The sequence below is a fragment of the Flagellimonas pacifica genome (assembly GCF_900215465.1).
GTDB classification, from domain to species: Bacteria; Bacteroidota; Bacteroidia; order Flavobacteriales; family Flavobacteriaceae; genus Flagellimonas; species Flagellimonas pacifica.
The window spans coordinates 226,400-248,367 of sequence record NZ_OBEH01000005.1 but is presented as its reverse complement, the minus strand read 5'-3'; the positions used below and the strand labels follow the sequence as shown (position 1 = coordinate 248,367).

Annotated in this window: 21 protein-coding genes; 6 read left to right on the top strand and 15 right to left on the bottom strand. The window is 42.1% G+C overall.

The genetic code is table 11. The features are described 5' to 3' along the window. Positions 1–249: 249 nt before the first annotated feature. From CRO15_RS16025 to CRO15_RS15990, 8 genes are all read right to left on the bottom strand, one after another. Positions 250–1,971 carry a DUF885 domain-containing protein gene (locus CRO15_RS16025; RefSeq protein ID WP_165769980.1) on the bottom strand — a complete coding sequence of 574 codons (1,722 nt, stop codon included), beginning with the start codon at positions 1,969–1,971 and terminating at the stop codon, positions 250–252. Between the two features lie 570 nt (positions 1,972–2,541). Further along, positions 2,542–3,825: a metal-dependent hydrolase family protein gene (locus tag CRO15_RS16020; RefSeq protein ID WP_097046865.1), complete on the bottom strand. Its 1,284-nt coding sequence runs from the start codon at positions 3,823–3,825 to the stop codon at positions 2,542–2,544. Between the two features lie 212 nt (positions 3,826–4,037). Further along, positions 4,038–5,876 carry a DUF885 domain-containing protein gene (locus CRO15_RS16015; RefSeq protein ID WP_165769979.1) on the bottom strand — a complete coding sequence of 613 codons (1,839 nt, stop codon included), beginning with the start codon at positions 5,874–5,876 and terminating at the stop codon, positions 4,038–4,040. A 116-nt stretch (positions 5,877–5,992) separates the two neighbouring features. Continuing rightward, positions 5,993–7,273 (bottom strand): hypothetical protein, encoded by a 1,281-nt coding sequence (locus tag CRO15_RS16010; protein ID WP_097046863.1) that lies wholly within the window; start codon positions 7,271–7,273, stop codon positions 5,993–5,995. A 37-nt stretch (positions 7,274–7,310) separates the two neighbouring features. Beyond that, positions 7,311–8,594, bottom strand: coding sequence for a spinster family MFS transporter (locus CRO15_RS16005; RefSeq protein ID WP_097046862.1), 1,284 nt, complete (start codon positions 8,592–8,594; stop codon positions 7,311–7,313). Between the two features lie 106 nt (positions 8,595–8,700). Then, on the bottom strand, positions 8,701–9,228 hold the full coding sequence (locus CRO15_RS16000; protein WP_097046861.1) for a nuclear transport factor 2 family protein: 528 nt from the start codon (positions 9,226–9,228) through the stop codon (positions 8,701–8,703). A 157-nt stretch (positions 9,229–9,385) separates the two neighbouring features. Then, a complete protein-coding gene (locus tag CRO15_RS15995) occupies positions 9,386–10,117 on the bottom strand; it encodes a LytR/AlgR family response regulator transcription factor (RefSeq protein ID WP_097046860.1) in 732 nt (243 codons plus the stop codon). 2 nt (positions 10,118–10,119) lie between these two features. Beyond that, positions 10,120–12,066 (bottom strand): tetratricopeptide repeat-containing sensor histidine kinase, encoded by a 1,947-nt coding sequence (locus CRO15_RS15990; protein ID WP_165769978.1) that lies wholly within the window; start codon positions 12,064–12,066, stop codon positions 10,120–10,122. Positions 12,067–12,463: 397 nt separating this feature from the next. On the opposite strand from CRO15_RS15990, the gene CRO15_RS15980 reads away from it, so the two are divergent. The 6 genes from CRO15_RS15980 (at position 12,464) to CRO15_RS15955 (ending at position 14,879) form a co-directional block, all read left to right on the top strand. Continuing rightward, positions 12,464–12,835 carry an ArsR/SmtB family transcription factor gene (locus CRO15_RS15980; RefSeq protein ID WP_097046857.1) on the top strand — a complete coding sequence of 124 codons (372 nt, stop codon included), beginning with the start codon at positions 12,464–12,466 and terminating at the stop codon, positions 12,833–12,835. Next, the gene (gene merTP / locus CRO15_RS15975) at positions 12,836–13,441 is read left to right on the top strand and encodes a mercuric transport protein MerTP (protein WP_097046856.1); all 606 of its coding nucleotides are present in this window, start codon (positions 12,836–12,838) and stop codon (positions 13,439–13,441) included. Then, positions 13,438–13,647, top strand: coding sequence for a GDCCVxC domain-containing (seleno)protein (locus CRO15_RS19965; RefSeq protein ID WP_097046855.1), 210 nt, complete (start codon positions 13,438–13,440; stop codon positions 13,645–13,647). The genes merTP and CRO15_RS19965 overlap by 4 nt, the downstream gene beginning before the upstream one ends. 62 nt (positions 13,648–13,709) lie before the next feature. After that, positions 13,710–14,087: a metal-sensitive transcriptional regulator gene (locus CRO15_RS15965; protein ID WP_097046854.1), complete on the top strand. Its 378-nt coding sequence runs from the start codon at positions 13,710–13,712 to the stop codon at positions 14,085–14,087. A gap of 166 nt (positions 14,088–14,253) precedes the next feature. Beyond that, positions 14,254–14,523, top strand: coding sequence for a thioredoxin family protein (locus tag CRO15_RS15960; RefSeq protein WP_097046853.1), 270 nt, complete (start codon positions 14,254–14,256; stop codon positions 14,521–14,523). A gap of 11 nt (positions 14,524–14,534) precedes the next feature. Beyond that, on the top strand, positions 14,535–14,879 hold the full coding sequence (locus tag CRO15_RS15955) for a hypothetical protein (protein ID WP_097046852.1): 345 nt from the start codon (positions 14,535–14,537) through the stop codon (positions 14,877–14,879). 299 nt (positions 14,880–15,178) lie between these two features. Here the strand turns inward: CRO15_RS15955 and CRO15_RS15950 are convergent, their stop codons facing one another. The 7 genes from CRO15_RS15950 to CRO15_RS15920 all read right to left on the bottom strand — a co-directional run bounded on the left by CRO15_RS15950 (position 15,179) and on the right by CRO15_RS15920 (position 21,968). Then, a complete protein-coding gene (locus CRO15_RS15950) occupies positions 15,179–15,682 on the bottom strand; it encodes a hypothetical protein (RefSeq protein WP_097046851.1) in 504 nt (167 codons plus the stop codon). A gap of 187 nt (positions 15,683–15,869) precedes the next feature. Continuing rightward, a complete protein-coding gene (locus CRO15_RS15945; RefSeq protein ID WP_243396993.1) occupies positions 15,870–16,310 on the bottom strand; it encodes a pyridoxamine 5'-phosphate oxidase family protein in 441 nt (146 codons plus the stop codon). 35 nt (positions 16,311–16,345) lie between these two features. Continuing rightward, positions 16,346–17,536: a phospholipase D-like domain-containing protein gene (locus tag CRO15_RS15940; RefSeq protein ID WP_097046849.1), complete on the bottom strand. Its 1,191-nt coding sequence runs from the start codon at positions 17,534–17,536 to the stop codon at positions 16,346–16,348. Between the two features lie 116 nt (positions 17,537–17,652). Continuing rightward, positions 17,653–18,879 (bottom strand): MFS transporter, encoded by a 1,227-nt coding sequence (locus CRO15_RS15935; protein ID WP_097046848.1) that lies wholly within the window; start codon positions 18,877–18,879, stop codon positions 17,653–17,655. Further along, entirely contained in the window at positions 18,879–20,996 is a 2,118-nt protein-coding gene (locus tag CRO15_RS15930; RefSeq protein WP_097046847.1) for a copper-translocating P-type ATPase, read from the bottom strand. The genes CRO15_RS15935 and CRO15_RS15930 overlap by 1 nt, the downstream gene beginning before the upstream one ends. Positions 20,997–21,018: 22 nt before the next feature. After that, complete coding sequence (locus CRO15_RS15925; protein ID WP_097046916.1) at positions 21,019–21,312, bottom strand: phosphoribosylpyrophosphate synthetase; 294 nt, start codon at positions 21,310–21,312, stop codon at positions 21,019–21,021. A gap of 8 nt (positions 21,313–21,320) precedes the next feature. Further along, on the bottom strand, positions 21,321–21,968 hold the full coding sequence (locus CRO15_RS15920) for a hypothetical protein (protein ID WP_097046915.1): 648 nt from the start codon (positions 21,966–21,968) through the stop codon (positions 21,321–21,323).

The following is a 21,968-nucleotide window of genomic DNA, read 5'->3' as shown; positions in this document are numbered from 1 at the left end:
TGCGAGGAACACCAGCTATCCCAGCGTATTTTTTCTTTTGTGATAGATTCCTCAGGGGACAGTGCAGGCAGCCAGAATAAATACTAACAGTACGTTGTATTTAGTCTTCATTGTGGTAAGTTTTGATATGTAATGGTTTAGGTGTGGCACATGCCTCTGAATTTATTAAATAGCTATTTGCGTATCGGTTTTGCATGTCAGTTTTTAGTAACCAGAGGCATTTTCAATGTCGATTGTTAGATGACAAATTTAGTTTTGGAGCATAAACTCCCGGATATACTTTACCGGAGCATTGCCATAACTCAGAAATTCTTCGTGAAATTCTTTGAGGTTGAAATCCTCACCTCTCTTCGCTTTTATCTCTTCTCTTAAAGAGTAGATTTGGGTAAAACCTGTAAAATATGAGGAGAGTTGAACGGAGCTTCTTGTCAGGCGTATCCATTTTTCCTCTGCTTCTGCCTGTTCTTGAAAAGCATCCTCCTTCATCAATGACATGGCCTCTTTCTGCGTCAGGTCCATTACATGATAACTGTAGTCCAATATGGTATTAGTGACACTTCTGAGGTGCCACTTGTTCCGCATCAGCCATATCTCCGGAGAGCTGTTGTAGCCTTCTTCGAGCATCATGATTTCAGTGTAGTTGGCCCAGCCTTCTACCATGGCTCCATTAAACAAGATCGACTTAATGAGGCTTTTAGACTTATTTGCGTAAACAAATTGTGTATAATGACCAGGAATAGCTTCGTGTATGTTTAGAATCTGTAGAATGTAATCATTGTACTCACGCAGGTAGCTCTCCGCCTGCTCGTCCGTATAGTTGTCCAGCGGAGTAACGTTGTAGAAAGTGGTGCCGTTTTCTTCAAATGGTCCGGGAGGGGTGATGGAAGCTCCGGCTATACCTCGCATGTACTCAGGTGTTTCACGTACCTGTAATGGCTTGGTAGGATCCTGCGTGAGCAAGTCCTTCTCATCTACAAAAGCAGCAAGTTCCTTTACCTGACGGTTTATTTCAATAAAGAAACTATCCCTTGGCACATGATTTTCAGCAATCTTATCAATCAGTTTTTTGACCATTAATAAAGAATCCGAAGGCTTTGAATCTTCTGGCAAATAATCGTTCCACAGGGTATCACTAATGGTGATCATTTGACGGCGCAGTTCTGCTTTCTCAGCCAGTGCTTTCTCGTAGATTTTTCTGGCCGTATATTCAGCGTTGATTTCGTACTTGTACTTCTGTTCAAACAGTTCTTCTCCAATGCGTGAGTCTCTATAATCTCCGCTTGCGATTATTGACTCAAGCCCTTTGATGAAGGCCTCTATGGCTGTTTTAGTACCACTGATACTGGCAGTGAGTGGCTCCTTTTCGGCGGCACTTATTGCAGCACTTTCTACGGTTCTTTCCAAAGATGTCAGGTAGTTGAGCGTCCCCTGGTTTTGCTGAATGGCCAAGTCAAGATGTGGTTTGGAAGGGGTCTTAAGATTGGCTAAGCCTGCTTGATAGAATCCAGATGTTTTAGATAGCAGAACAGAAAGACTTTTTAGTTTGGTAGCCAGACTATCCGTGCGATTCATGATGATACCTATCCTCTGTCCAATATTGGTTTCCGAGGGATCCCATTCGTGGGGCTTGAAAGTCGATGTGTTCCAATCATTCCAGTAGAGCATACCCTTCATCATTGCAAGGTCAATTTTATCCAGGCTTGTGAGCTCTTCGGAAGGGTAGCTTTCCAATACGTTCAATAAACTGTCACAAGTCGCTTTCGTCTTCTCCAAATAAACTGGTGTGTTAATGGTTAAGATTGAATCGTATTGCGTCAGCCCTGACCAGCTGGCCCATTCAGGCGACTGCTGCCAAAACACTTGGAGATAGTCATCTGTCAGCTGCTGAAAGTCGTATGTCTTTTCTTGATTCTCAACATTTGAACAGCCTAGAGCCGTTACGAATAGAATACCAATTAGTAGGTTTTTCATCGGTGGTTTGCTTTTGTTATCTAATGGTTTAGTTCGCATATTCATTTTAGTGTTTGATAGCAGCATTATATTATTATTTAAATTAAGCAATAATTCAAATCATCACTCAGATTCGTATCCTCACGAACCTTGCACTACCTTATACTTTCTGGCCGTGAAAACACGGCCCGAGGCGAAGAGGAGTATCCAATTCTTTCTTGAGAGTTGTAAATTTTTAGGCTCTCATCAAAAATCTGCTGATAGTCCGCTTCTTTACTAAGTTTCGTAAGTGTTGCATCATTTTGTTCCTTAACCAATTCCAGTGCCTTTTCGCCATTTACTTCTTCAAGCCATAGATATTTGTCTTCTTACTCTTGAGACATTTGGCTCGCACCAATTATGGCAAAGTATAATAAAATATAGTTTTTCATGTATATAGTGTTTGTTTCAATAAGCACACATGGAATTCACGATAAACTTTATTGATCCTCGGTTGGTATAATTTAGGATGCCTAAAGTTATGCTCATTTCATGTTGGATATTTTTTTTTAAGTTTGATAACCCTGACAGGGTTAAAACAGAGGCGCTCATTTACTTTTCATTCTTGTAAACCTCTCCACCCTTCATAACGAACTTTACGCGCTCTAACGCTTTGATGTCGTCCAGAGGATTTCCGTCAACAGCCACAATGTCAGCTCTCATACCAACTTCCAATAATCCTCTATCTGTCATGCTCAAAAGGTCAGCAGCGTTAATGGTTGCCGTTTTTATTGCGTTGATATTGCTCATACCAAGGTTTACCAGTGTTTTAAACTCCTTGGCATTTTCTCCGTGAGCGATTACTTTCGGTGCACCAACATCTGTTCCAAAGGCAATTTTTACACCTTTCCTAATGGCTTCACTATGGCTTGCCCGGGCTTTAGGCATTATTTCTTCTGCCTTTTTTCTCATTGCTTCCGGTAGATGACTGAGGTCTGTTGGTTCATTCAAATATGCTGTTGGAACCAGGTAAGTTCCTTGTTTTTTCATCAATTCAATGGCCTCGTCATTCAAAATGGAACCATGCTCAATAGATGCAACGCCAGCCCGGGTTGCAACAATGATTCCTTCAAGGCCATGAGCATGAGCAGCAACTTTGACATTATGACGTGCAGCTTCTTCTACAATTGCAATTATTTCTTTTTCTGGGAATTGCAAGGCACCAACACTACCTCCTAAGCTCATTACACCCGCAGTAGCTGCTATCTTAATCACTTTAGCCCCATGTTTAATTTGATATCGAACAGCTTTTATCACTTCATCTTCCCCATCTGCAATACCATGTTCTATCCCAAACTCCAATACACCGGCCGAAAAAGTATCAAACATTGATAAATCATAATGGCCACCGGAAATGCTAATGGCATGACCTGCCGGAATAATGTCAGGACCGTCAATAAATCCCTTTTTGATTGCTTTGTCAATTTCCACATCTAACAATTCAATAGATGGATGGTCCTGTCCAACTGTCCTTATAGTTGTAAATCCTGCCATAAGATTCTTTTTTGCATTCCTGGCCCCTCTAAAAGCAGCTTCCGATGTACTTTCCTTAAATAAGGTCGCGGTTGGGTAATCTTCATCCCAATGTAAATGCACATGCATGTCCATAAGACCTGGCAACAGGATTTTACCAGACAGGTCAATTATTTCTATGTTATCAGGAATGGACTTTGGGTTTATTGACTTTATCAACCCGTCTTTGATAATCAGGTTCGCTGGCTTCACAATTTGTCCTGTCCTTACATTCAGGTAAGCATCGGCCTTTACAAGTTTGGTTTGAGCGTTTGCCAATATGGTTGACAAGTATAGAATAAAGAGTAAGAATAGATTTTTCATGTTTATAGGATTAGGTTGGTTTTACACTTTTTGAACATATCAATAATGTATGTCTCATTTTTTTCATCGTTGTTTTTTAAGTCTGATAACCCTAACAGGGTTTTGAACCCTGTTAGGGTTAAATGAACTACCTAAGTTGTCTGGCCGTGAAGACACGACCCGAGGCAAATAGTTTTTATAGTTCCAGCATTCTATTGTAGTCTTATTTCGTCTTACTGTTGATTCGATATCCAGTCCTCCACATTGTTTTCCAGCACATCCAGTGGCACAATGCCACTACCCAGCACCACATCATGGAAACCTCGTATGTCAAAGTCATTACCTAACTGATTCTGTGCGCTTTTTTTCAGTTCCTTTATCTTTAGTTCACCTATCTTGTAAGCCAGCGCTTGCCCCGGCCAGGCGATGTAGCGATCCACTTCTACCGTGATGTCGTGCTCGGCAAGACTAGAATTGGCTTTGAAGTAGTCAATGGCTTCTTGCCGGGACCAGTCCAACGCATGAATACCAGTATCTACTACTAGCCTGATGGCCCGCCAAATTTCGAAGGTCAGTCTGCCATACCGCTGATAGGGGTCGGTGTACAATCCAAGTTCCGCACCGAGGCTCTCCGCATAGAGCCCCCAGCCTTCGGCAAAAGCGGTAAACTGAAAGGTAGCAGTTTTAAATTCCGGCTGATTTTCCAGTTCCTGGCCTATTGCGATTTGGAAATGATGACCAGGCACTGCCTCATGCAAGCTCAAGGCTTCCATTCCCCACTTGGGGCGGCTCTTTAAATCGTAAGTGCTGGCATAGAAGTAACCCGCTCTCCCCGCTTCTCTTGACCCTGGCATATAATAGGCGGCAGGAGCACTTTTTGACCTGTAAGCAGGGGTCTCTTTTATCCCATAGGGCAAAACAGGCAGTATGCCAAAAAGTGTTGGCAACTCCGGATCAATCCGCTTACAGATGTCACGGTAGGTTTTTAACAACTCCTCCGGATCGGTAAAATAGAATTGTGGATCGTCCTTTAAGAAGGTATTAAAAGCGGGGATACCCCCCTCAAAATTTAGCTCATCGATAATCGCTTGCATTTCCTGAGTGATGCGGGCTACTTCCTGCTTTCCTATCTCATGAATATCTGAGGCAGTAAGATCTGTAGTGGTGTGAAAACGGATGCGTTCCTGGTACCATGCCTCGCCATTGGGCAAGTCTTTGAGACCATATGTTTTTCGGGCATTGGGCAGGTAGGTTTCTTTCATAAAATCGTGAAATGTCAATAGTGCAGGGTTTACTTCCTGACTAATAATATCTCTGATTTCTTCCTGAATAGAACGACCACCTTCCGCATCTATGCTTTCCGGTAGGTTAGCTATGGGCTGGTAAAAAGGGCTTTGTTCAGGGTTGGTTGCAATTAAAGATTTCATCTGCTCGGGCACTAATAGCACGGACGTATACGGCATGGATATTCCCTCATCGAGTCCTTGCTGAAGTAAGGTCTTCATATCTTCTAATACAGTGGCAATGCCCTCCATCCGGGATTTGAAGTTTTGCAGATCCTTTTCCTTACGGACAGGCATGGACTGCATGGTCATGGCGATGTAGTGATTATAATTCTGGATCTGATCCACGATCAGGTAATGGTTGGGAAACTGGTTGGCACGGTAGTTGTCAGCCACACTGCGATTATACACCTGATAGTTGGTGGCATCATCTAGGGACAGAGTTGAAGCATTAAACCAGTCTTTGGTTTCATAGAGTAGGTTCAGCGCTTGTTGCCTCTTTTCAAAACCCTTGGGGGACACATCCATCCACATGTGGTCATAGGTATGATTGCCCATAAATGTGCCCAAAGGGGGCAGATATTTCAGCTCATTATCGGCGTAAGCATCGAAAAGCGCCTGTAATCGCTCCTTTTCACTGCCGAAGTTTTCTTTTTTGCCAATGTAATCGAGTTGCTCTTCTATCGGGGCATTTTCTGGTGGTGACTGTTGCTCCCCATTCGATCGGGAGCATGAGGCGATTGCTATCGCCAGTAAGATCACGGTGAGTTTTGGCATTGATTTTTTCATGGCTTTAAAATTTTGTTTGATAGTTGGGATGTATAGCTCCCCAAGCCCTTTCGGCATTATAAAGATACTTAGGTTCGTGTGTTCTGTATTATCTTCTTGACCGGATTTTCATATTATTAGGTATGCGGAACTATCGCTATATGCCCTACCTCGTTGACCCGGGCGTTAAGACCTTCCCTATTGAGCACATCGGCCGCTTTTTGGTTAAAACCGGCCTCATTCAATTCATTGATAATCTTTTCCACCAGTTGCCATAGCTCCAACGGTGATATGGATGGGTCAACATTCCCATAATAACCATCAGCATCCCGGGCGCACAATTGATACTTTTCCCTTAGCCGATCATTGAGCGCATAAAAAGCGTTCATGAAAGAACTGTCTTTGCGGATGATGCGAAGGTAATGTACCAACTGGGCCGTCTGCCGGTCGTCATCATGATTGGCATACCAGGTAGCCACACCGAAGGGGCATAGGGTATCGATACTGAAAGCGAATTCTTTTTCAATGAGGCGACCGTCCATCTTTTGGTATACATGGTAGTAGCATTCCGAAGATGCTGCCCAGTTTCCGCCCACCAGAACAATGCCGTTTTCATTCGTCCTAGTTTCAAACCATTTGAGGGCGGTTTTGAAAAAAGTGTCATCAAAATAGAAAAGTACATTAAAGCACCTGATGCAATCCACGGGAGCGACAGCTACTTCCCCAATACTACCACGAACAAAAGACAGCTTGTCCGTTTCAAAGCCCATGGCCGGATCCCGCTCCAACCGTGCCTTGATTTTGGATGATAGACCTGGTTGATCGAGCAGTTGTTCCAACAGTTTTTGAAAGCGATTTCGTGTCGAGCTTACATCTGACAGTAGCGCGTTCCAATTCTCAACGCTTGGAATGGCTGGTTGGAAATAAACTATTTTTTTGTTTTCGTCAAACGTGGCATAATTCTCATTTTCATCGTACACCAGATAGACTGGCAAAGATGGATCTACCGCTGTTATTTGCCAATTAGAAAGAAGTTCAGGGGTTTCCAAGGTGGTATAGGGCGGAAACCCGCAACCGATATCAAGCATTGATCTGTTTGTTGCCGTGCCGCCCATCGTATTTTTGATGTAATGATCGATGGCCTTATGGCGACCCGGGACGGTAATGGGCGGTACCCGGCCTTCCCAGGCTCCAGGTAATATTCTGGCCAACAGTGTCCCCATTACCTCGCCCACCATAACAGAAAGGTCTTGGGCAGGAAAACCAGCCTGGTTCATAAAGCCGAACATGCGCTGTACCATCGCAAATACATCGGGCCTGTCCATGGGCAGTTGAAGTAGTTGCTCTGTAAACGCAGGGGAAAGTGCCCCGTTGAAAAAATCCTTGTTTAAGTCCTTTACAAAATTTTGTATTTCCATCAGTTATTATTTTTGTTTGAGTAGTTTCCTACTGTTTCTAGTAATCATTGTTATGTTGTATCCGTTTTAAGTCCTCCTTATAGTTTTTTGCGGCCAGGCCAAAAAATACGGTTGCTATTGATCCGCTAAGGAATATGATACAGAATGCCCACCTAAGGCTTAGATCGCCATAATTGGGGGTTAATAGATCACTTAGATAGCCCATCGCCAAAGGCCCTAAGCCAAGACCGATCAGGTTTAGAATGAGAAATAATATCGAAGAGGCAAAAGCTCGCATTCTGGCATTCACCAGACTATGTGTAACCGCGATAACAGGGGCCAGATTAAATGCTAATAGAAATACGGCCAAAAAAGTCATTGCGAGTACCCAATTGACATCACCCGAAAAAATGGCCATAGCAAATGGGATGTATCCAGCGAAACCCGTAATCATTATTATCCATAGATGCCAGCGCACATCTTTCTTACCATAGCGATCAGCAAAATATCCCCCAAGGAACGTGCCTACCCCACCTCCAACTCCAAAAATTAGACCGAGCGCGTAACCTGCCGAAGCTATATCCATCCCGTGCACCCTCTGTAGAAAAGATGGCATAAAATTACCGAACCCATATGTTCCAAAAGCTATAAATCCCGCACCAAGAGCTGCAAAAACAAAAGACTTACTGCCAAATAAAGTTTTGATTACCTCTGCCAGTTTAGGCGTTTGGTCGCTTGTGCCAATAGCATCGGACTGCCCTTTTATGGGTTCCTTTATGGTGAAGTACAGAATAATGGCCAATAGTATGCCCGGTATGCCAATGGCGTAAAATGTTATTCTCCAACCATAGAGTTTAGCAATTACTCCCCCGATGACAAATCCCAGTAGTATTCCGATATAAATACCCATGGAATAAATAGCAAGTGCAGTAGCCCGCTTTTTAGGAGGAAAATAATCTGATATGATAGAATGTGATGGAGGGCTACCGCCCGCTTCTCCAATTCCCACACCGATTCGAGCCAATAGCAGTTGGAAAAAGCTGGTCACCGTTCCGGATATAGCGGTCATCAATGACCAGAGTGTCAAACTTGCCGCCACAATATTTTTTCTGTTTCCCTTATCGGCCAACCGGGCAATGGGCAAACCCATGGTAACATATAATGCTGCAAACGCCAAACCTGTCAACAGGCCTAGCTGGGTATCGCTCAATCCCAGATCAGCTTTTATGGGTTCTGCGAGGATTACCAAGATTTGACGGTCAATAAAGTTAAACGCATAAACGGTGGTGAGAATCACCAGCACGTACCATTTACTTTGGTTGCTTTTTGTGATCTTGCTCATTAGGATGGTATTTTGACAACACAAGCTCCCCAAACCTCATGGAAATAAACAACATTTTTATCTTCGTTATAGACGAGATAGGATGACCATGAGGGCGCTGTTGCGGTTATTTTCCGGGAGAGACAATCGTATAGCCCTGGGTCTCAAGAATATTTAACAAGTCATAGTAGAAGTATATTCGGATAATCTTTCCATCTTCAACCAGACTGGCAGAATGGTAGGGGACGGTACTTTTCTTTCCATTCTTTTTGCGGGTAAGTGTATTTGTGCCCCAAGAAAGAACCCATTCACCGGCATTCCAGTTTTCAGTGACCTTTACCGGCAGATAAAGCTCTCCTGAAAGCTCGTGTTGATAAGTATCGAAGCTATTGGTAAAGTATTCCTTGTGTTCCTTTACCGTTAATGAATCCATGCCTTTGCCCAGTCCATATACAATGACATCTTTGGCCAGTAGTTTGGTCATTTTGGCAGCATTTCCTTCCTTTAAGCTCTGAGTGTAGTTTTTTACCAGTTGTAAGGCCGATTCGGAATTTTCAAAATCAAGGGTAACGTTTCCTTGGCCGAACATGGAGTGGGACACGAAGAGGATCAATGCCATCATTGGCAAAAACAGTTGGTTTTTTAAATTTTTCATAATAGTACAGTATTAAATTTGACCTGGTTCTTCTTGAACTAAGTGTTAACTGAAGATAATACTGAGATTAAGAAAAATAAAGGGAGTTAGGACGGAGCTATCTTTCTACTTTCCGAAGAGGTTTTATTATTTACCGGTAATCTAAAAAAAAGAAAATCTACAGGGTTTGAAGCCGCCTTAACAATTCAAATTTTGCTATTTTGTTTACAGGGATGATTTTACCTCCAACCGAAACATGATTGTTGCCGACCTCGTCGATCTGTGAAACATTGATGATATATGACCGGTGGACCCGCATAAAGTTGGCTCGGGGCAACTTTTCTTCAAGGGATTTTAATGTCCCTACCAACAGATATTCTTTTTCAACGGCAAATATCCGGCAATAATTTCGATCGGCTTCCAAATACCTGATATCCTTTATGGCCACGGCCATAAGCTTGTCCTGTTTTCTCACAAAGACCCGATCTGTTAGCACGTAATGATTTTCGATGGTGGCTTCAGGCCTGGCATTATTGGAGATGGCCTCTACCGTAAGCTCTATGGCCCTTTTCAGGTCGATGTTTTTGTAGGGCTTTGAAATAAAGGCTCGTGGCTTGGTTTCTTTGGCCCGCCTAAAATGTGCTTCATCTGCGTTGGAAGTGAGATAAATGATAGGGATATCAAATTCGGATTGTACCAAGCGCGCGGTTTCTATCCCATCCAATTTACCTTTTAACTGTATGTCAAGCAAGAGGATGTCCGGGCGTTCGTTACGGATGCAGGACAGCACATCTTCACCCCTTGGCAAGAGACCGCAAACTTCAAAACCGAGTTCGTTGAGTTGCATGGATAGATTGGTGCCAATCACCATATTGTCCTCAACAATAAGTATCTGTATCGGTTTCGTCATTTTTATGCAACTTTGTCAAGTTTAAACTTGAAAGAAATAGTGGTTCCCAATCCAAAATCTTCCTCCATGGTTCCATTTAGCTGTCTAGTGAGCATTCCTACCAATTCTCTTCCAAAACCTTTAACTTTGGGCGCCGGATTATTTTTTTTACCGACCCCGTTGTCCGCTACCTGCAGGTTGAGCGTATCTACACCATCTTTTGTCAAGAAAATTTTGACCAATCCCTGCTCGCCACTGGGGAATGCATATTTTAGGGCATTTGTCAAAAGCTCGTTAACTATTAGACCAATAGGTACTGCTGTATCTATATCCAGTTCCAGTTCGTCCATGATGCATTCGATCTCCACCTTACCCTCGGCACTGAAAGAATCGAGGATTCCTTCGCTTAAATTAATGAAATAATCCTTCATCTCGATACTCCCAAGATTTTCGCCCTGGTACAACTTCTGATGAATGATACCCATGGACTCCACGCGATTTTGACTGGCGAGCATTGCCTCCTTTGTTGATTTATCTTCGATTTGGGCAGATTGTAGCGCAATTAAACTCTTGACCATTTCCAAATTGTTCTTTACCCTATGGTGTATTTCCCTTAACAGGAGCTCATTTTGGGCATTCTTCGCGTCCAGGGCTTCATTTAGCCCTTGTAACTCCTTATTTCTTTTTTTACCCTTTTTGTGGTTATGGTAAAGTCCCAATAAGATCAACCCTAAAAGTCCTGATAAAATGCCATATAATACCTGTATTTTTTGCTGTCCGGCGATGGTGGTCCTCTGTACCTCTATCGTATTGTCCTTTTTGGCCGATTCATATTTGCTTTCCATATCAGAGGCCAATCTCTCTTTTGCAATATTAAAGATGGTCTCCCTTAACTTTATATATTCCTTATAACTGGCCATGGCATTTTTATGATCTCCCTTGGCCGAATATATTTCGGAGAGCACATTATGGGCTTCCATCTTTCTTTCCTTGTTGTCCACCGAATCCAAAATGGAAAGGCTTTTGTGGGCAAAAACCAGGGCACTATCATGTTTTTTCCAATCCGAGTGTAGTTTGGCCATGCGTTGCAAAGTGTGGGCCATTCCATTTTGGTTTCCCATTTTTCTTTTTATTGTCAAGGACTTCTGGTAGTAATCAAATGATCCCGAATATTGTTTTTTTCCGAAGTATGCCTCTGCCATGTTATTGTAATCTATGGCTACCCCATATTTATCGTTCAATTTTTCATCTATTGCCAAAGCCTTCCTGGCATAGGATAGCGCCATGTCATATTTCCCCTGATTTTCGTAAGCGGTACCGATATTACTGAAATTGATGGCCATGCCGGATAGGTCGTCATTTTTTTCGTCAATTTCAAGGGATTGGAAAAAGTAGGTAAGCGCTTTCTTGGGCTCCCCCTTTTGTCGGTAAATCTGTCCGATATTTGCGTATGCCGAAGTCAGATTAATTCCGCCAAGGGAGTCCTTAATATTCAGTGACTTAAAAAAAAAGTCGAGTGCTTTGGTGAAATCCCCTTTTCTTCTGTATGTGGCGCCCAAATTATTATAAACACCGGCAAGCTCTTCCATGTTGTTTGTTGACTTGAAAATCTTCATGGCCTTTTCGTTTAAATCAAGGGCCATTTCGAATCTGCTGGCTCTCATATAGGTGTTCGCCAAGTTTTTAAGTGACTTTGCCAGCAATGATTGATTGTCCGTTTGTCGTGCTAGATTTAATGCTTGCTTGCCATAACCCAGGGAAGCTTTGAAATCGGAAGTAGAGGTCCTATAGCTTAAATCGCCCAATGCCTCTATCCTATCTTCAACATCCATGGTCGGTAAAATGGCAGTAATACTATCAACCATTCTGTCCTGTTGAGCGGTAGATCCTGTTGGACAAAACAAAACACACATGATGTAGAAAATGTTTCCACTCAGGTACCATATTTTTGAAGTTGATCTATATTTCATTTTGTTCATTTCTATTGGAAATGTATGGACCAAACTCAATTTACCGCCCGCATACCCAAGATAAGGTTTCAAAAAGCAAATTCTTAAAAAAATCTAAATATTCTTTGGGAAACGACTATAAACACTTAATGCCATTTCTAGGTAACATGGGAACGTTTTCGGTTATTCTCCAATCCAAATTCGCCAGTGGTAAATTTCCACAGACCTTATCAAAACAATTATATAATGGCCCTTTACTATCAAATGGGAACTGATAACTCCCAAACAAATTAGTGGCTATGGGATTCATGAATATGGGCCTGGTGAAAGATTACATAATTAGAATAGATTAATCATTATTTAAGTATTTGCTTAAATTATTAAATATTTATATCTTTCGAACTTAAATGTAAATGCCATGAAACTTGAAATCATCTGTACAAGGGCCGAAGCAGACCAAAAACAACTGGAACGATGCAGGGAAACCCTAAATGAGACTTCGAAAAATATTGAAGAAATAAGCAGGATAATGGCTATGGCCGGAAATGAAGTACGCCTTAAAATCTTGTTCCTTCTTAGTCAAGAAAAAGAACTCTGCCCTTGCGATTTTGCAGATATCCTCGAAATGAGTGTTCCTGCCATCTCACAGCATATCAGAAAGATGAAAGACGTAGGTGTAATTACTTCAAGAAGAGCGGGGCAAACACTTTTTTACTCACTGCTCGACAAAAGTTCGGACATTTTGGGCAAGGCCTTTTCAAACATTAATGACAATAGAAAAGTAGCATAAATGAAAACCGGTAAAATTTCAAATACAGCGGCCTATGCTGGTATCCTCACTGCTATTGCTGCATCAGTTTGTTGCATAACCCCTGTACTGGCTTTATTGGCGGGAACCAGTGGGATGGCCTCCATGTTTGCTTGGACGGAACCTTTTAGACCCTATCTTATGAGCTTCACCATCTTGGTGCTTGCATTTGCCTGGTACCAGAAACTGAAGCCTAAATCAAAGGATGAAATTGATTGCGCTTGTGAAGATGATAAGAAAACTACCTTCATGCAATCAAAGAAGTTTTTACTTTTTGTCACGCTCTTTGCGGGACTAATGCTGGCATTCCCCTATTACTCTGGAATTTTTTATACCCGGCCATCAAAGGAAGTTGTCTATGTGCAACAGGACAACATCATTGAAGAAACCTTTATTGTGGAAGGGATGACCTGTACCGGATGCGAAAATCACATTGAAAGCGAAGTCAATAAACTTGATGGCATCTTATCGGTCAAAGCTCACTACGAAAAAGGCAATACAGTTGTGAAATACGATAAAACCAAAGTGTCAAAAGAGGAAATTGAAAACGCCATTTCAAATACTGGATATACAGTAAAAAGGTTATGAATATTATTTATACTTCTACAATTACCTGTCCAAAATGTGGCTATCAGAAAGAAGAGGTAATGCCCACTGAAACCTGCCAATTTTTCTACGAATGCAATAATTGCAAAAGGGTGATCCGACCCAAAGAAGGCGATTGTTGTGTATTTTGTTCTTATGGAACTGTTGCCTGCCCATCAATACAGGAGAGTTCAGGATGTTGCCGATAAATTCTGAAAGTTAATTGGAGACCACCCTTGGTGCAGTCATACCTTATCAAAAATATTATTCAATGATACCGAGAGATTTAAGCAGGGACATTAAAACGAGGTTGCAAAGTATATATGGGCAAATAGGCGGTCTCATTAAAATGCTCGATGAGGATACTGACCCAGAGAAGATATTGATTCAGTTCAAGGCTGCGCAGAAAGGATTGGACAAAGCCCATTTTCTATTGCTGGATGAAGTCTATCGAAAAGCTTTGGCCATTAAAATTTCCGAAACTATAGATGCTTGTCCCGGAAATTGCGGTAATGAAGACCGTATTGAATTCATTCGAAAACGATTTCCAGATTTGGAACTTGATACACTGACCACAAAAATGAAGGAAATCGATATGCTCAGAAAAAGAATTGATGACCTTGACCTGAATAAGGACGAAACAACCTAATACATTTCTTTTTAGAAAGAAACTTTATCCCAGACTGGCATAGACAAAGGACCTACTGAAAAGTAGGTCTTTTTTTTGGAGACCACCCTACCCACCATCCTACCTTTGGTTCATTGGTTTGGTTCAATAACAATTAAACGATTTATGAACATTAAAAACAAAAGAAATGAAACGTCAAGTAGAAGTTTTTACCGCCAGTTGTCCAGTTTGTGACCCGGTCGTAAAAATGGTCAAGGAACTGGCCTGCGATAATTGTGAAGTAACAACATACGATCTGGTCAAGCAATGCGATGACAAGACCTGTCTTTCAAAAGTGAACGAGTATGGAATACAAAAATTACCTGCCGTGGCAGTTGAAGGTAAGTTGTTGGATTGTTGTATTGCGCCCTCAATTTCCAAGGAAAAATTAATTGCCGCCGGAATAGGCCAATCCTAAATACAATCCGAATGAAGGGACTACAATTTCAGGATTCCATTGCTACGGGAACATCCTTACTTACTTTTCTGGCACCAAAGGTATGTTGTTGGAACGGAGCGATTGCGGCCCTCAGCAGCGGCACAAGTTACCTTGCTTGGGTATATCCGCTCAGACCTTATCTGTTCGGTCTGGCGCTCCTCTCCCTGGTCTTTGGCTTTTATCGGGAATACTATCCAAAAAAGAAAGATACGCTTTCGTGTGGCAGCTGTACATTGGATAAAAATAGGGTCTCCAGGTCAAAGCTTCGACTTTGGCTCGTGACCCTATTTGTGTTGATTACCTTTGCGATAAACTATATAGCAGTATGGGACTGACCAAAACGATATTTAAGCTTCTCCTCTTGACTGCTTTCTTGGTCACACATCCATCAACGCTTCCGCACAGGGATTTCCCATATTAATGGATACTCCCATCATGTCGGGATGGGAAGGAAGGGGCCTGCGAAGGTTTGCCCATATAATAGTATGGAAAGAGAATTCAATTTAGATATTCCGTAAAAAAAATCAGCATTCATTCAATACTATTTCCGGTTTCATAAAATGGACCTTTTTCGGCATGCTTTTTATTAAAGGGATCTATTTTCCATGGTTCTTCCATTTAAAGTAAAGAACGTTTATTTAATTCGTTCATAATCAGTAAATTGATAAACAGTCCCATCAGCCTCCCTAATACCCAATTCACTTCGAATAAGCAATCGCTTACGCGTCAAGAAGATCACAACAAAGAGCTCGTTTACTCCGTTATACGAATGGCTCAATACCCCCGATTCTTGTAGCTCCCAATTTCCAATTTCGATAAATGAGTCGGCCATCTGGCTATGGCACGCATTTTTTCCTATTCCCCAGAAATAGGTGTTTCCCATTTCTTGAGTTCCCCGGACATAACGGATCATATCGTCTTTTCGACAACTTTCAAATTGCGAAAACAAATCCTCGGAGGGCTCCTTAATTCCTAAGGAATCGTTAGGCTGTCCCTTGAATTCCCCGGTCCTCTGCCAATCACCTGCCAAATTAGTGGCAGTGAAGGCAAGGTTATCCGAGGAACCCTCGTCATCTCTTTCACAAGCAGACGAAATTGAAAGAGAAAGAATAAGTAAAAAAAATGTTCGTTTTAACATAACTTGAATACTATAAAGTTACCATTTTATAATTGCCATTCGCTACACTTGGATTCATATCCGACCTGGATTCCGGTTAAACTATACTCAAGATCACTTATGTAATAGGGCACGATCAATGACTGTGGTTTCCGTGTAGTGCGATTTTCCTTACCATCTCTATTTGGGCCTTTATTTCAAAGAATTATTAGGAGGTCCGTTTTCTTCCTATAATTTCGACTATGTTGATTTTATATACCAGCGGAATGCCCCGGTCATCCAATTTACTCGAATACTCACTGATGAACTGGGGGATTTTTTGCTCTTTTCTGGCTATGATATTTTTTACACCGAGCGCAAATTGATGTAATAGAAGTTTAGCTTCACTTCCGTGGATTTCTTCATATATGCCATGGACCAATACGGATTTCCACTTGTCCGCTGCTTTAATTTCATCAACCTCCAAAGTCACTTCCGGATTACTTCGCATTGCATTTATCTTGTAGCCCTCCGCCGAATAACCAATGATACAATCCAAACTTTGTTCGTAATAATAGGTAATCGGAACCACGTAGGGACATCCTTGAAATATAAAGGCCAGATGTCCAATGTAATTGCTGCACAGCAAATTGATGTTTTCTTTTCTCATTAAGTCTATTACCATAACTGTTTTAAGGCATTTTATTAGCGGTAATTTTTAAAAAATCTTAAGTGCGGTAAAAAGGTCAGTATAAGCATTGTGGTCCTGACCAATTGATAGGCACACCAATTGAACAGCTTGTCCAATACACTTGATCTTTTATCAAGGCTTTCATAGGTAACTTGGGCACATTGTTCCATAACATGGTCAAAATCGTTCCGCAGGACTCTGGCAAAACCTTCTGAATAAACTTCTACGTTCATCTCTATGCTACCGTAACAACTAAGGCTGTTCAGATTGAACGAACCAATGGTAGACCAGTGGTTGTCAACGACAGCCGCCTTACCATGTACTACTGACCTGTTCCACTCATATACCGTCATATTATTTTGGAGAAACGATGAATACAAATGTGTGGCCGCTCGGCGAACCATGGGAACATCACTGATGCCAGCAAGAATCACTGTTGTACTTACGCCATTTTTTCCGGCTTTTTTCAGCGCTCCCGCCAATCTTCTCCCCGGCAAAAAATAAGAGCCTACAATAACTATTTCTTCTTTGGCCCGAAGTATTGCGTTGAAATAAGCATCACAGACCTCTGTTTTGTTCTTCAGCCAATCGTTTTGTCTAATTCCAACAAGCGCCTTGCCAGCTGAATGCAGGACGGGCTTAATTCTTCGGGCGCTCCCTTCTTTAAGGAAATAATCACTACACAGTTTTTGCAGGTCGTTGGCTGCTGGGCAATCCAACAACACAGCATAGTCAAGCCAAGGTTCGGAATCTTGGCCTCCATGGTATTTGTCCGCAATATTGATGCCCCCTATCAACGCTTGTTTACCATCTCCCACAACAATTTTGTGGTGCATTCGGCGCCCCAAATAAAAATTATTAAGGGAGAATAAAGGAGAAAAAAATCTGACAAGGATGCCGTTCTCTGAAAGATTCTGTACAAAACCATCCGAAAGTGCAGCACTGCCATAGGCATCCAAAAGAAGATAGACTTTGACATTTCGTTTTGCCGCCTCCTTTAATGAGGTTGCAATACTGTTTCCCGTTTCATCATCTTCGAAAATGTACGTTTGTAAATGGATTTCATTTTGTGCATTTTCAATGACTTTTTTTAGCCTTAGAAAATAGGGTTCGCCGGAACGTACCAATTCAATATACTCCGACTTATCGGAACCGTTCGGGAATGCGCTTTCATGATGTTCTTCAGTTATCCGTTTATAATCCATCCAAGTGTTTTTTTAATCTTTGATCTTAATCCTCTGCAGTCCTTCCTCGGGGACTATCGATTTGTACCGATTTCGTGATCTTCATCGGAGTTCAATTTGACTTGTTCGGGCTTTCCCTATGTTGGTTCAAGGTTTAGTTTTAAGGAAGGCAAAACCAGGGCCAAAGCCAATAAAACGACCGATCCCGCAATTACAAATGGATAATAAAATCCTCCCGATATCAGCCATGTCCCCAACACAGGGCCTAAAATCTGTCCAATACTGTTTGTAGAACTTTGAATGGAAATATTTTGTCCGGTGTTTTCTTTGGAAATCAACGAGATTGCCGACAGTAAATTGGGGGTTACCATGGCACCTCCTGCGGCGAACACAACAATTAGCCCGTATATCACGAATTCATCCTTAAAGAATGGAAAAACGATCAGGGTAATCCCAGAAATCAACAACCCCGTACCAATTTGTTGTTTTGTAGTCAAGAGCCTTTCGCCATAAGTCGCAAAAACGGGCTGCAATATGGCCATTACGGATCCACAGAGCATAAAGCCGATTCCCACCTGATTGCTATTGAACGACAATTCATCCTTTCCATAGATAGAAAATACCGTTTCAAAAAGGGTCACCACAAATTGCATTACAAAGGACAGTAGCAACAACACTAAAAAATAGCTGCTGAAGGACCACCTGAATTTTGTCCCCTCTGAAACAAACTTGTCACTTATAGCGGTATTTTTCAACCATTTTATTACAACAAACAATACGAAAAAACCCAAAAGCGAAACCAATATAAAGGGAACGGAAAACCGATCTAAATGGAGAATGCCGAGGGAGTACTTGTAGTGAAAATTGGTCTGGGATAAAAACCCTCCAAGAACAGGCCCGAAAATAACTCCTGAGCTAATTGCCACACCGGACCAGGCCATAATCTTCGTCCTGCGTTTCTCAGAAGTAATATCGCTCAAATAGGCATTGCTGACAGGAATCACGGAAGAGGTGAATATGCCTCCGAATATGCGAGCGACATAAAGCATCGCCAACGAAGTGGCAAATCCCGTTAGTAGCTGCATCACAATAAATCCCATCAACCCTACAATAATAATTGGCTTGCGACCGTATTTGTCCGATAATCTGCCCCACAGCACTACAAAAATCAACTGGAACAATGGATAGATGCTGGTCAACATTCCAATATGGAAATTAACCAGATCGGTGTCCAGGTTGTCCTTTAGGGCCAGTCTTTCTGTGTAATAGGGAAGGGTGGGCAATAAAATCCCATACCCCAGCATCACCACGAACAAACTCAATAAAACCAAAAATATCCTACTGAGTTTCTCTTTTTTGTCCATTATTTCTTCCCTATTTTTCTCTTCAATAATTGCGCATTGATGGCTACGATTATCGTACTAAGACTCATGAACACGGCACCTACGGCTGGGCCCAAAACAAATCCCGACGAATACAGAACACCTGCCGCCAACGGAATGGCGACCACGTTATAACCTGTTGCCCAAATAAGGTTTTGAATCATTTTGTTATAGGTCGCTTTTCCGAACAAAATCAGATTGGCTATATCCTGCGGATTGCTGTTCACCAAAATAATATCGGCGGTCTCAGCTGCTACATCGGTACCCGAACCAACGGCAACGCCGACATCGGCCTTTGCCAAGGCGGGGGCATCGTTGACACCGTCACCTGTCATGGCAACAAATTCTCCCTTGGCCTGCAAATCATTGACGATTTCTACTTTTTGATGCGGCAAAACTTCCGCATAATAGCCGTCCAAGCCAAGTTTTTCGCTTACGGCCTTGGCGGTTCTTTCATTGTCCCCCGTCGCCATAAGTACTTTAATATTGTTCTTTTTGAATACCCGAATGGCATCTGCCGACTCTGGTCTGATTTCATCAGCAAGTGCGATGTATCCAACCAACTCCCCATCTATCAGTACAAAAACCACAGTTTCCGCGGCATCGCTGTATGCATCTTCGGGAATCGTAATTTTTTCGTCCCTTAAATAGCCCGGACTCACCACTTTTATTTGCTTGCCCTCCACTTTGGCCTCAACACCCTTACCGGTGATCGCATTGAAATTTTCAGGTTTTGGGATGGTTATTTCGTCTTCTTTCACTTTTTTTATGATTCCGACGGCAATAGGGTGTTCTGAGCTTTGTTCCAGGGCGCTGGCCAACCTAAGAATTTCATCTTTGGCATAGGAACTACTGAGAGACTCTATACGTGTAACGCCAAAATCACCTTTAGTAAGGGTCCCGGTCTTATCGAATAACAAAGCTGATATTTTTCGGGATTCCTCAAACGCTGTCCTATTTCGTATAAGCAGGCCGTTTTGGGCCGAAACCGCTGTTGATATCGCTACCACCAATGGAATGGCCAGACCCAGTGCATGTGGACATGCAATAACCATTACGGTTACCATTCTTTCCAAAGCATAAACAAAGGGGAACCCTAAAATGAGCCAAACGGCCAAGGTCCCAAAACCAATGGCCAAGGCAATGTAAGTCAACCACTTTGCGGCCCTGTCCGAAAGGTTTTGCATTTTGGATTTGGTCTTCTGCGCTTCCTCGACCATCGTAATCACTTTGTTGAGATAACTGTCCTTTCCCGTATGCTCCACTTTTACCTTTAAGGTGCTATTGCCATTTACCGACCCTCCGATTACTTTGTCGTTCAATTCTTTCTTTACGGGTTTTGATTCCCCGGTGAGCATGGATTCGTTCAGATAGCTCGTGCCTTCCGTTATAATTCCATCGGCCGGTACTTTTTCTCCGGGCTTGACCAGAATGATATCATCCTTCAACAACTCTTCCAGCTTGATATCCTCTACGATGTCCCCTTTTACCCGATGGGCTTCGGCCGGCATCATACTCACCAAAAGTTGCAGTGCTTTTGAGGCGCCAAGGACACTTTTCATTTCTATCCAATGCCCCAATAACATAATGGCTATCAATGTGGAGAGCTCCCAGAAGAAATCCTCGCCCCTTAAACCGAAAACGGTAGCCGTACTATAAAAGTAGGCAACACTGATGGCCATTGATATCAAGGTCATCATTCCCGGTGCGCCTTTTTTTACTTCGGACCAAAATCCTTTTAGAAAAGGCCAGCCCCCATAGAAATAGACGATACTGGAAAGCGCAAAGAGAATGTAGGGATTGCCGGGCAGCAACAAGTCGTACCCGAAAAATTCCTGAATCATTGGTGAGAGAAACAGAATCGGTATGGTGAGTATCAATGTAACCCAAAACCGTTTTCTGAAATCCGCTATCATCATTTTATGATGGTCGTGTCCCATTTGCCCATGCCCGGGGTTATGGCCAGAATGCCCCCCCTTTCCATGGTCCATTTTAGAGTGGTCGTGCTTCGTGTGGTCCATTTTTGAGTGGTCTTCTTTGTCATGGTCCATTTTAGAATGATCCATGTTTTCGTGCTTATGATGTTCATGTTTTTCCATAGTATATATATTTAATTAAGTGTTATCGTAATTTTTTTCTCATTTCTTCTGAAATCTGTTCTGCATAGACTCCATAGGCATCCACCAAAATTCCTTTGATATCATTCTTGGAGGATATGGCATATAGAATGCTATTATCATCGGTGCTGCTCATCCCTTCAAAACGATATATTTCGTCGACTTTAAAATCCTCCGGGTGTATTTCCAGTTTTAGCCCTGCGCATTCCAAACAATGTGGCCTTAAATTAAAATCATGGGTATACCCCCTTTGTTGTAGACCGTTAATAGCTTCTGAAAGTGTATCATAATTCCGCATACTTCTAATCATTTATAGGTCATCGTAAAATAACTGCCATCTTCCTCAGTAAATTTCTGAAACGATAATAGGTCCTTCTCGGTCAATTTTTCCAGAACCTCGTAATTGAAACTCTTTATCCGTATACCCAGGGCATAGGTCCTTATATTGATTTTCGATTTAATTTCCCTTGCATTTTCATCGGACTCCAGAACCCTATCAAAAATCCTTATTTTGCTTTTGGAGCCAAAGAAATCCAAAAGCCCTGAGTCAAATGATATCTCCAATTCGATTTCCTCTAAATTACCCAGATCATATAACTCCTTAAAATTTTTGGAATTCGAATTGATCTCGGTTTTCTTTGACTTTGGTTCCGCAAAGGGGAAGGCCATGACCATGATGCTCGACTCCTTGGGCCTGCATCGGTAGGTTGTCGTGTAGGTATCGGTCAACTTCTCTTCTTCGTCATAAAGTTCGGTTACCACCTCTATTTCATAATATCCATCCATGTTCTCTACCTCTCCTGACTCAAATTTTTGCTTATTTAGAAAAACTCCATTTTCATCATAATTTTCGCGCACGACCATCCTCTTGGACAGTTGCCCAATGAACATATTATCTTGGGCACAAATATTCAAAACATGCATTGACAAAATGATGATGATGGCATATCTCAT

What these genes read in the sequence shown, in the direction of transcription:
- CRO15_RS15990 (WP_165769978.1), bottom strand. Translation starts at nt 12,066, where the DNA reads ATGAAATATAGATCAACTTCAAAAATATGGTACCTGAGTGGAAACATT.
- CRO15_RS16025 (WP_165769980.1), bottom strand. Translation starts at nt 1,971, where the DNA reads ATGAAAAACCTACTAATTGGTATTCTATTCGTAACGGCTCTAGGCTGT.
- CRO15_RS15965 (WP_097046854.1), top strand. Translation starts at nt 13,710, where the DNA reads ATGATACCGAGAGATTTAAGCAGGGACATTAAAACGAGGTTGCAAAGT.
- CRO15_RS15920 (WP_097046915.1), bottom strand. Translation starts at nt 21,968, where the DNA reads ATGAGATATGCCATCATCATCATTTTGTCAATGCATGTTTTGAATATT.
- CRO15_RS16010 (WP_097046863.1), bottom strand. Translation starts at nt 7,273, where the DNA reads ATGGAAATACAAAATTTTGTAAAGGACTTAAACAAGGATTTTTTCAAC.
- CRO15_RS15930 (WP_097046847.1), bottom strand. Translation starts at nt 20,996, where the DNA reads ATGGAAAAACATGAACATCATAAGCACGAAAACATGGATCATTCTAAA.
- CRO15_RS15925 (WP_097046916.1), bottom strand. Translation starts at nt 21,312, where the DNA reads ATGCGGAATTATGATACACTTTCAGAAGCTATTAACGGTCTACAACAA.
- CRO15_RS16020 (WP_097046865.1), bottom strand. Translation starts at nt 3,825, where the DNA reads ATGAAAAATCTATTCTTACTCTTTATTCTATACTTGTCAACCATATTG.
- CRO15_RS16015 (WP_165769979.1), bottom strand. Translation starts at nt 5,876, where the DNA reads ATGAAAAAATCAATGCCAAAACTCACCGTGATCTTACTGGCGATAGCA.
- CRO15_RS15945 (WP_243396993.1), bottom strand. Translation starts at nt 16,310, where the DNA reads ATGAGAAAAGAAAACATCAATTTGCTGTGCAGCAATTACATTGGACAT.
- CRO15_RS15960 (WP_097046853.1), top strand. Translation starts at nt 14,254, where the DNA reads ATGAAACGTCAAGTAGAAGTTTTTACCGCCAGTTGTCCAGTTTGTGAC.
- CRO15_RS15950 (WP_097046851.1), bottom strand. Translation starts at nt 15,682, where the DNA reads ATGTTAAAACGAACATTTTTTTTACTTATTCTTTCTCTTTCAATTTCG.
- merTP (WP_097046856.1), top strand. Translation starts at nt 12,836, where the DNA reads ATGAAAACCGGTAAAATTTCAAATACAGCGGCCTATGCTGGTATCCTC.
- CRO15_RS16005 (WP_097046862.1), bottom strand. Translation starts at nt 8,594, where the DNA reads ATGAGCAAGATCACAAAAAGCAACCAAAGTAAATGGTACGTGCTGGTG.
- CRO15_RS15980 (WP_097046857.1), top strand. Translation starts at nt 12,464, where the DNA reads ATGAAACTTGAAATCATCTGTACAAGGGCCGAAGCAGACCAAAAACAA.
- CRO15_RS19965 (WP_097046855.1), top strand. Translation starts at nt 13,438, where the DNA reads ATGAATATTATTTATACTTCTACAATTACCTGTCCAAAATGTGGCTAT.
- CRO15_RS15935 (WP_097046848.1), bottom strand. Translation starts at nt 18,879, where the DNA reads ATGGACAAAAAAGAGAAACTCAGTAGGATATTTTTGGTTTTATTGAGT.
- CRO15_RS15955 (WP_097046852.1), top strand. Translation starts at nt 14,535, where the DNA reads ATGAAGGGACTACAATTTCAGGATTCCATTGCTACGGGAACATCCTTA.
- CRO15_RS15940 (WP_097046849.1), bottom strand. Translation starts at nt 17,536, where the DNA reads ATGGATTATAAACGGATAACTGAAGAACATCATGAAAGCGCATTCCCG.
- CRO15_RS15995 (WP_097046860.1), bottom strand. Translation starts at nt 10,117, where the DNA reads ATGACGAAACCGATACAGATACTTATTGTTGAGGACAATATGGTGATT.
- CRO15_RS16000 (WP_097046861.1), bottom strand. Translation starts at nt 9,228, where the DNA reads ATGAAAAATTTAAAAAACCAACTGTTTTTGCCAATGATGGCATTGATC.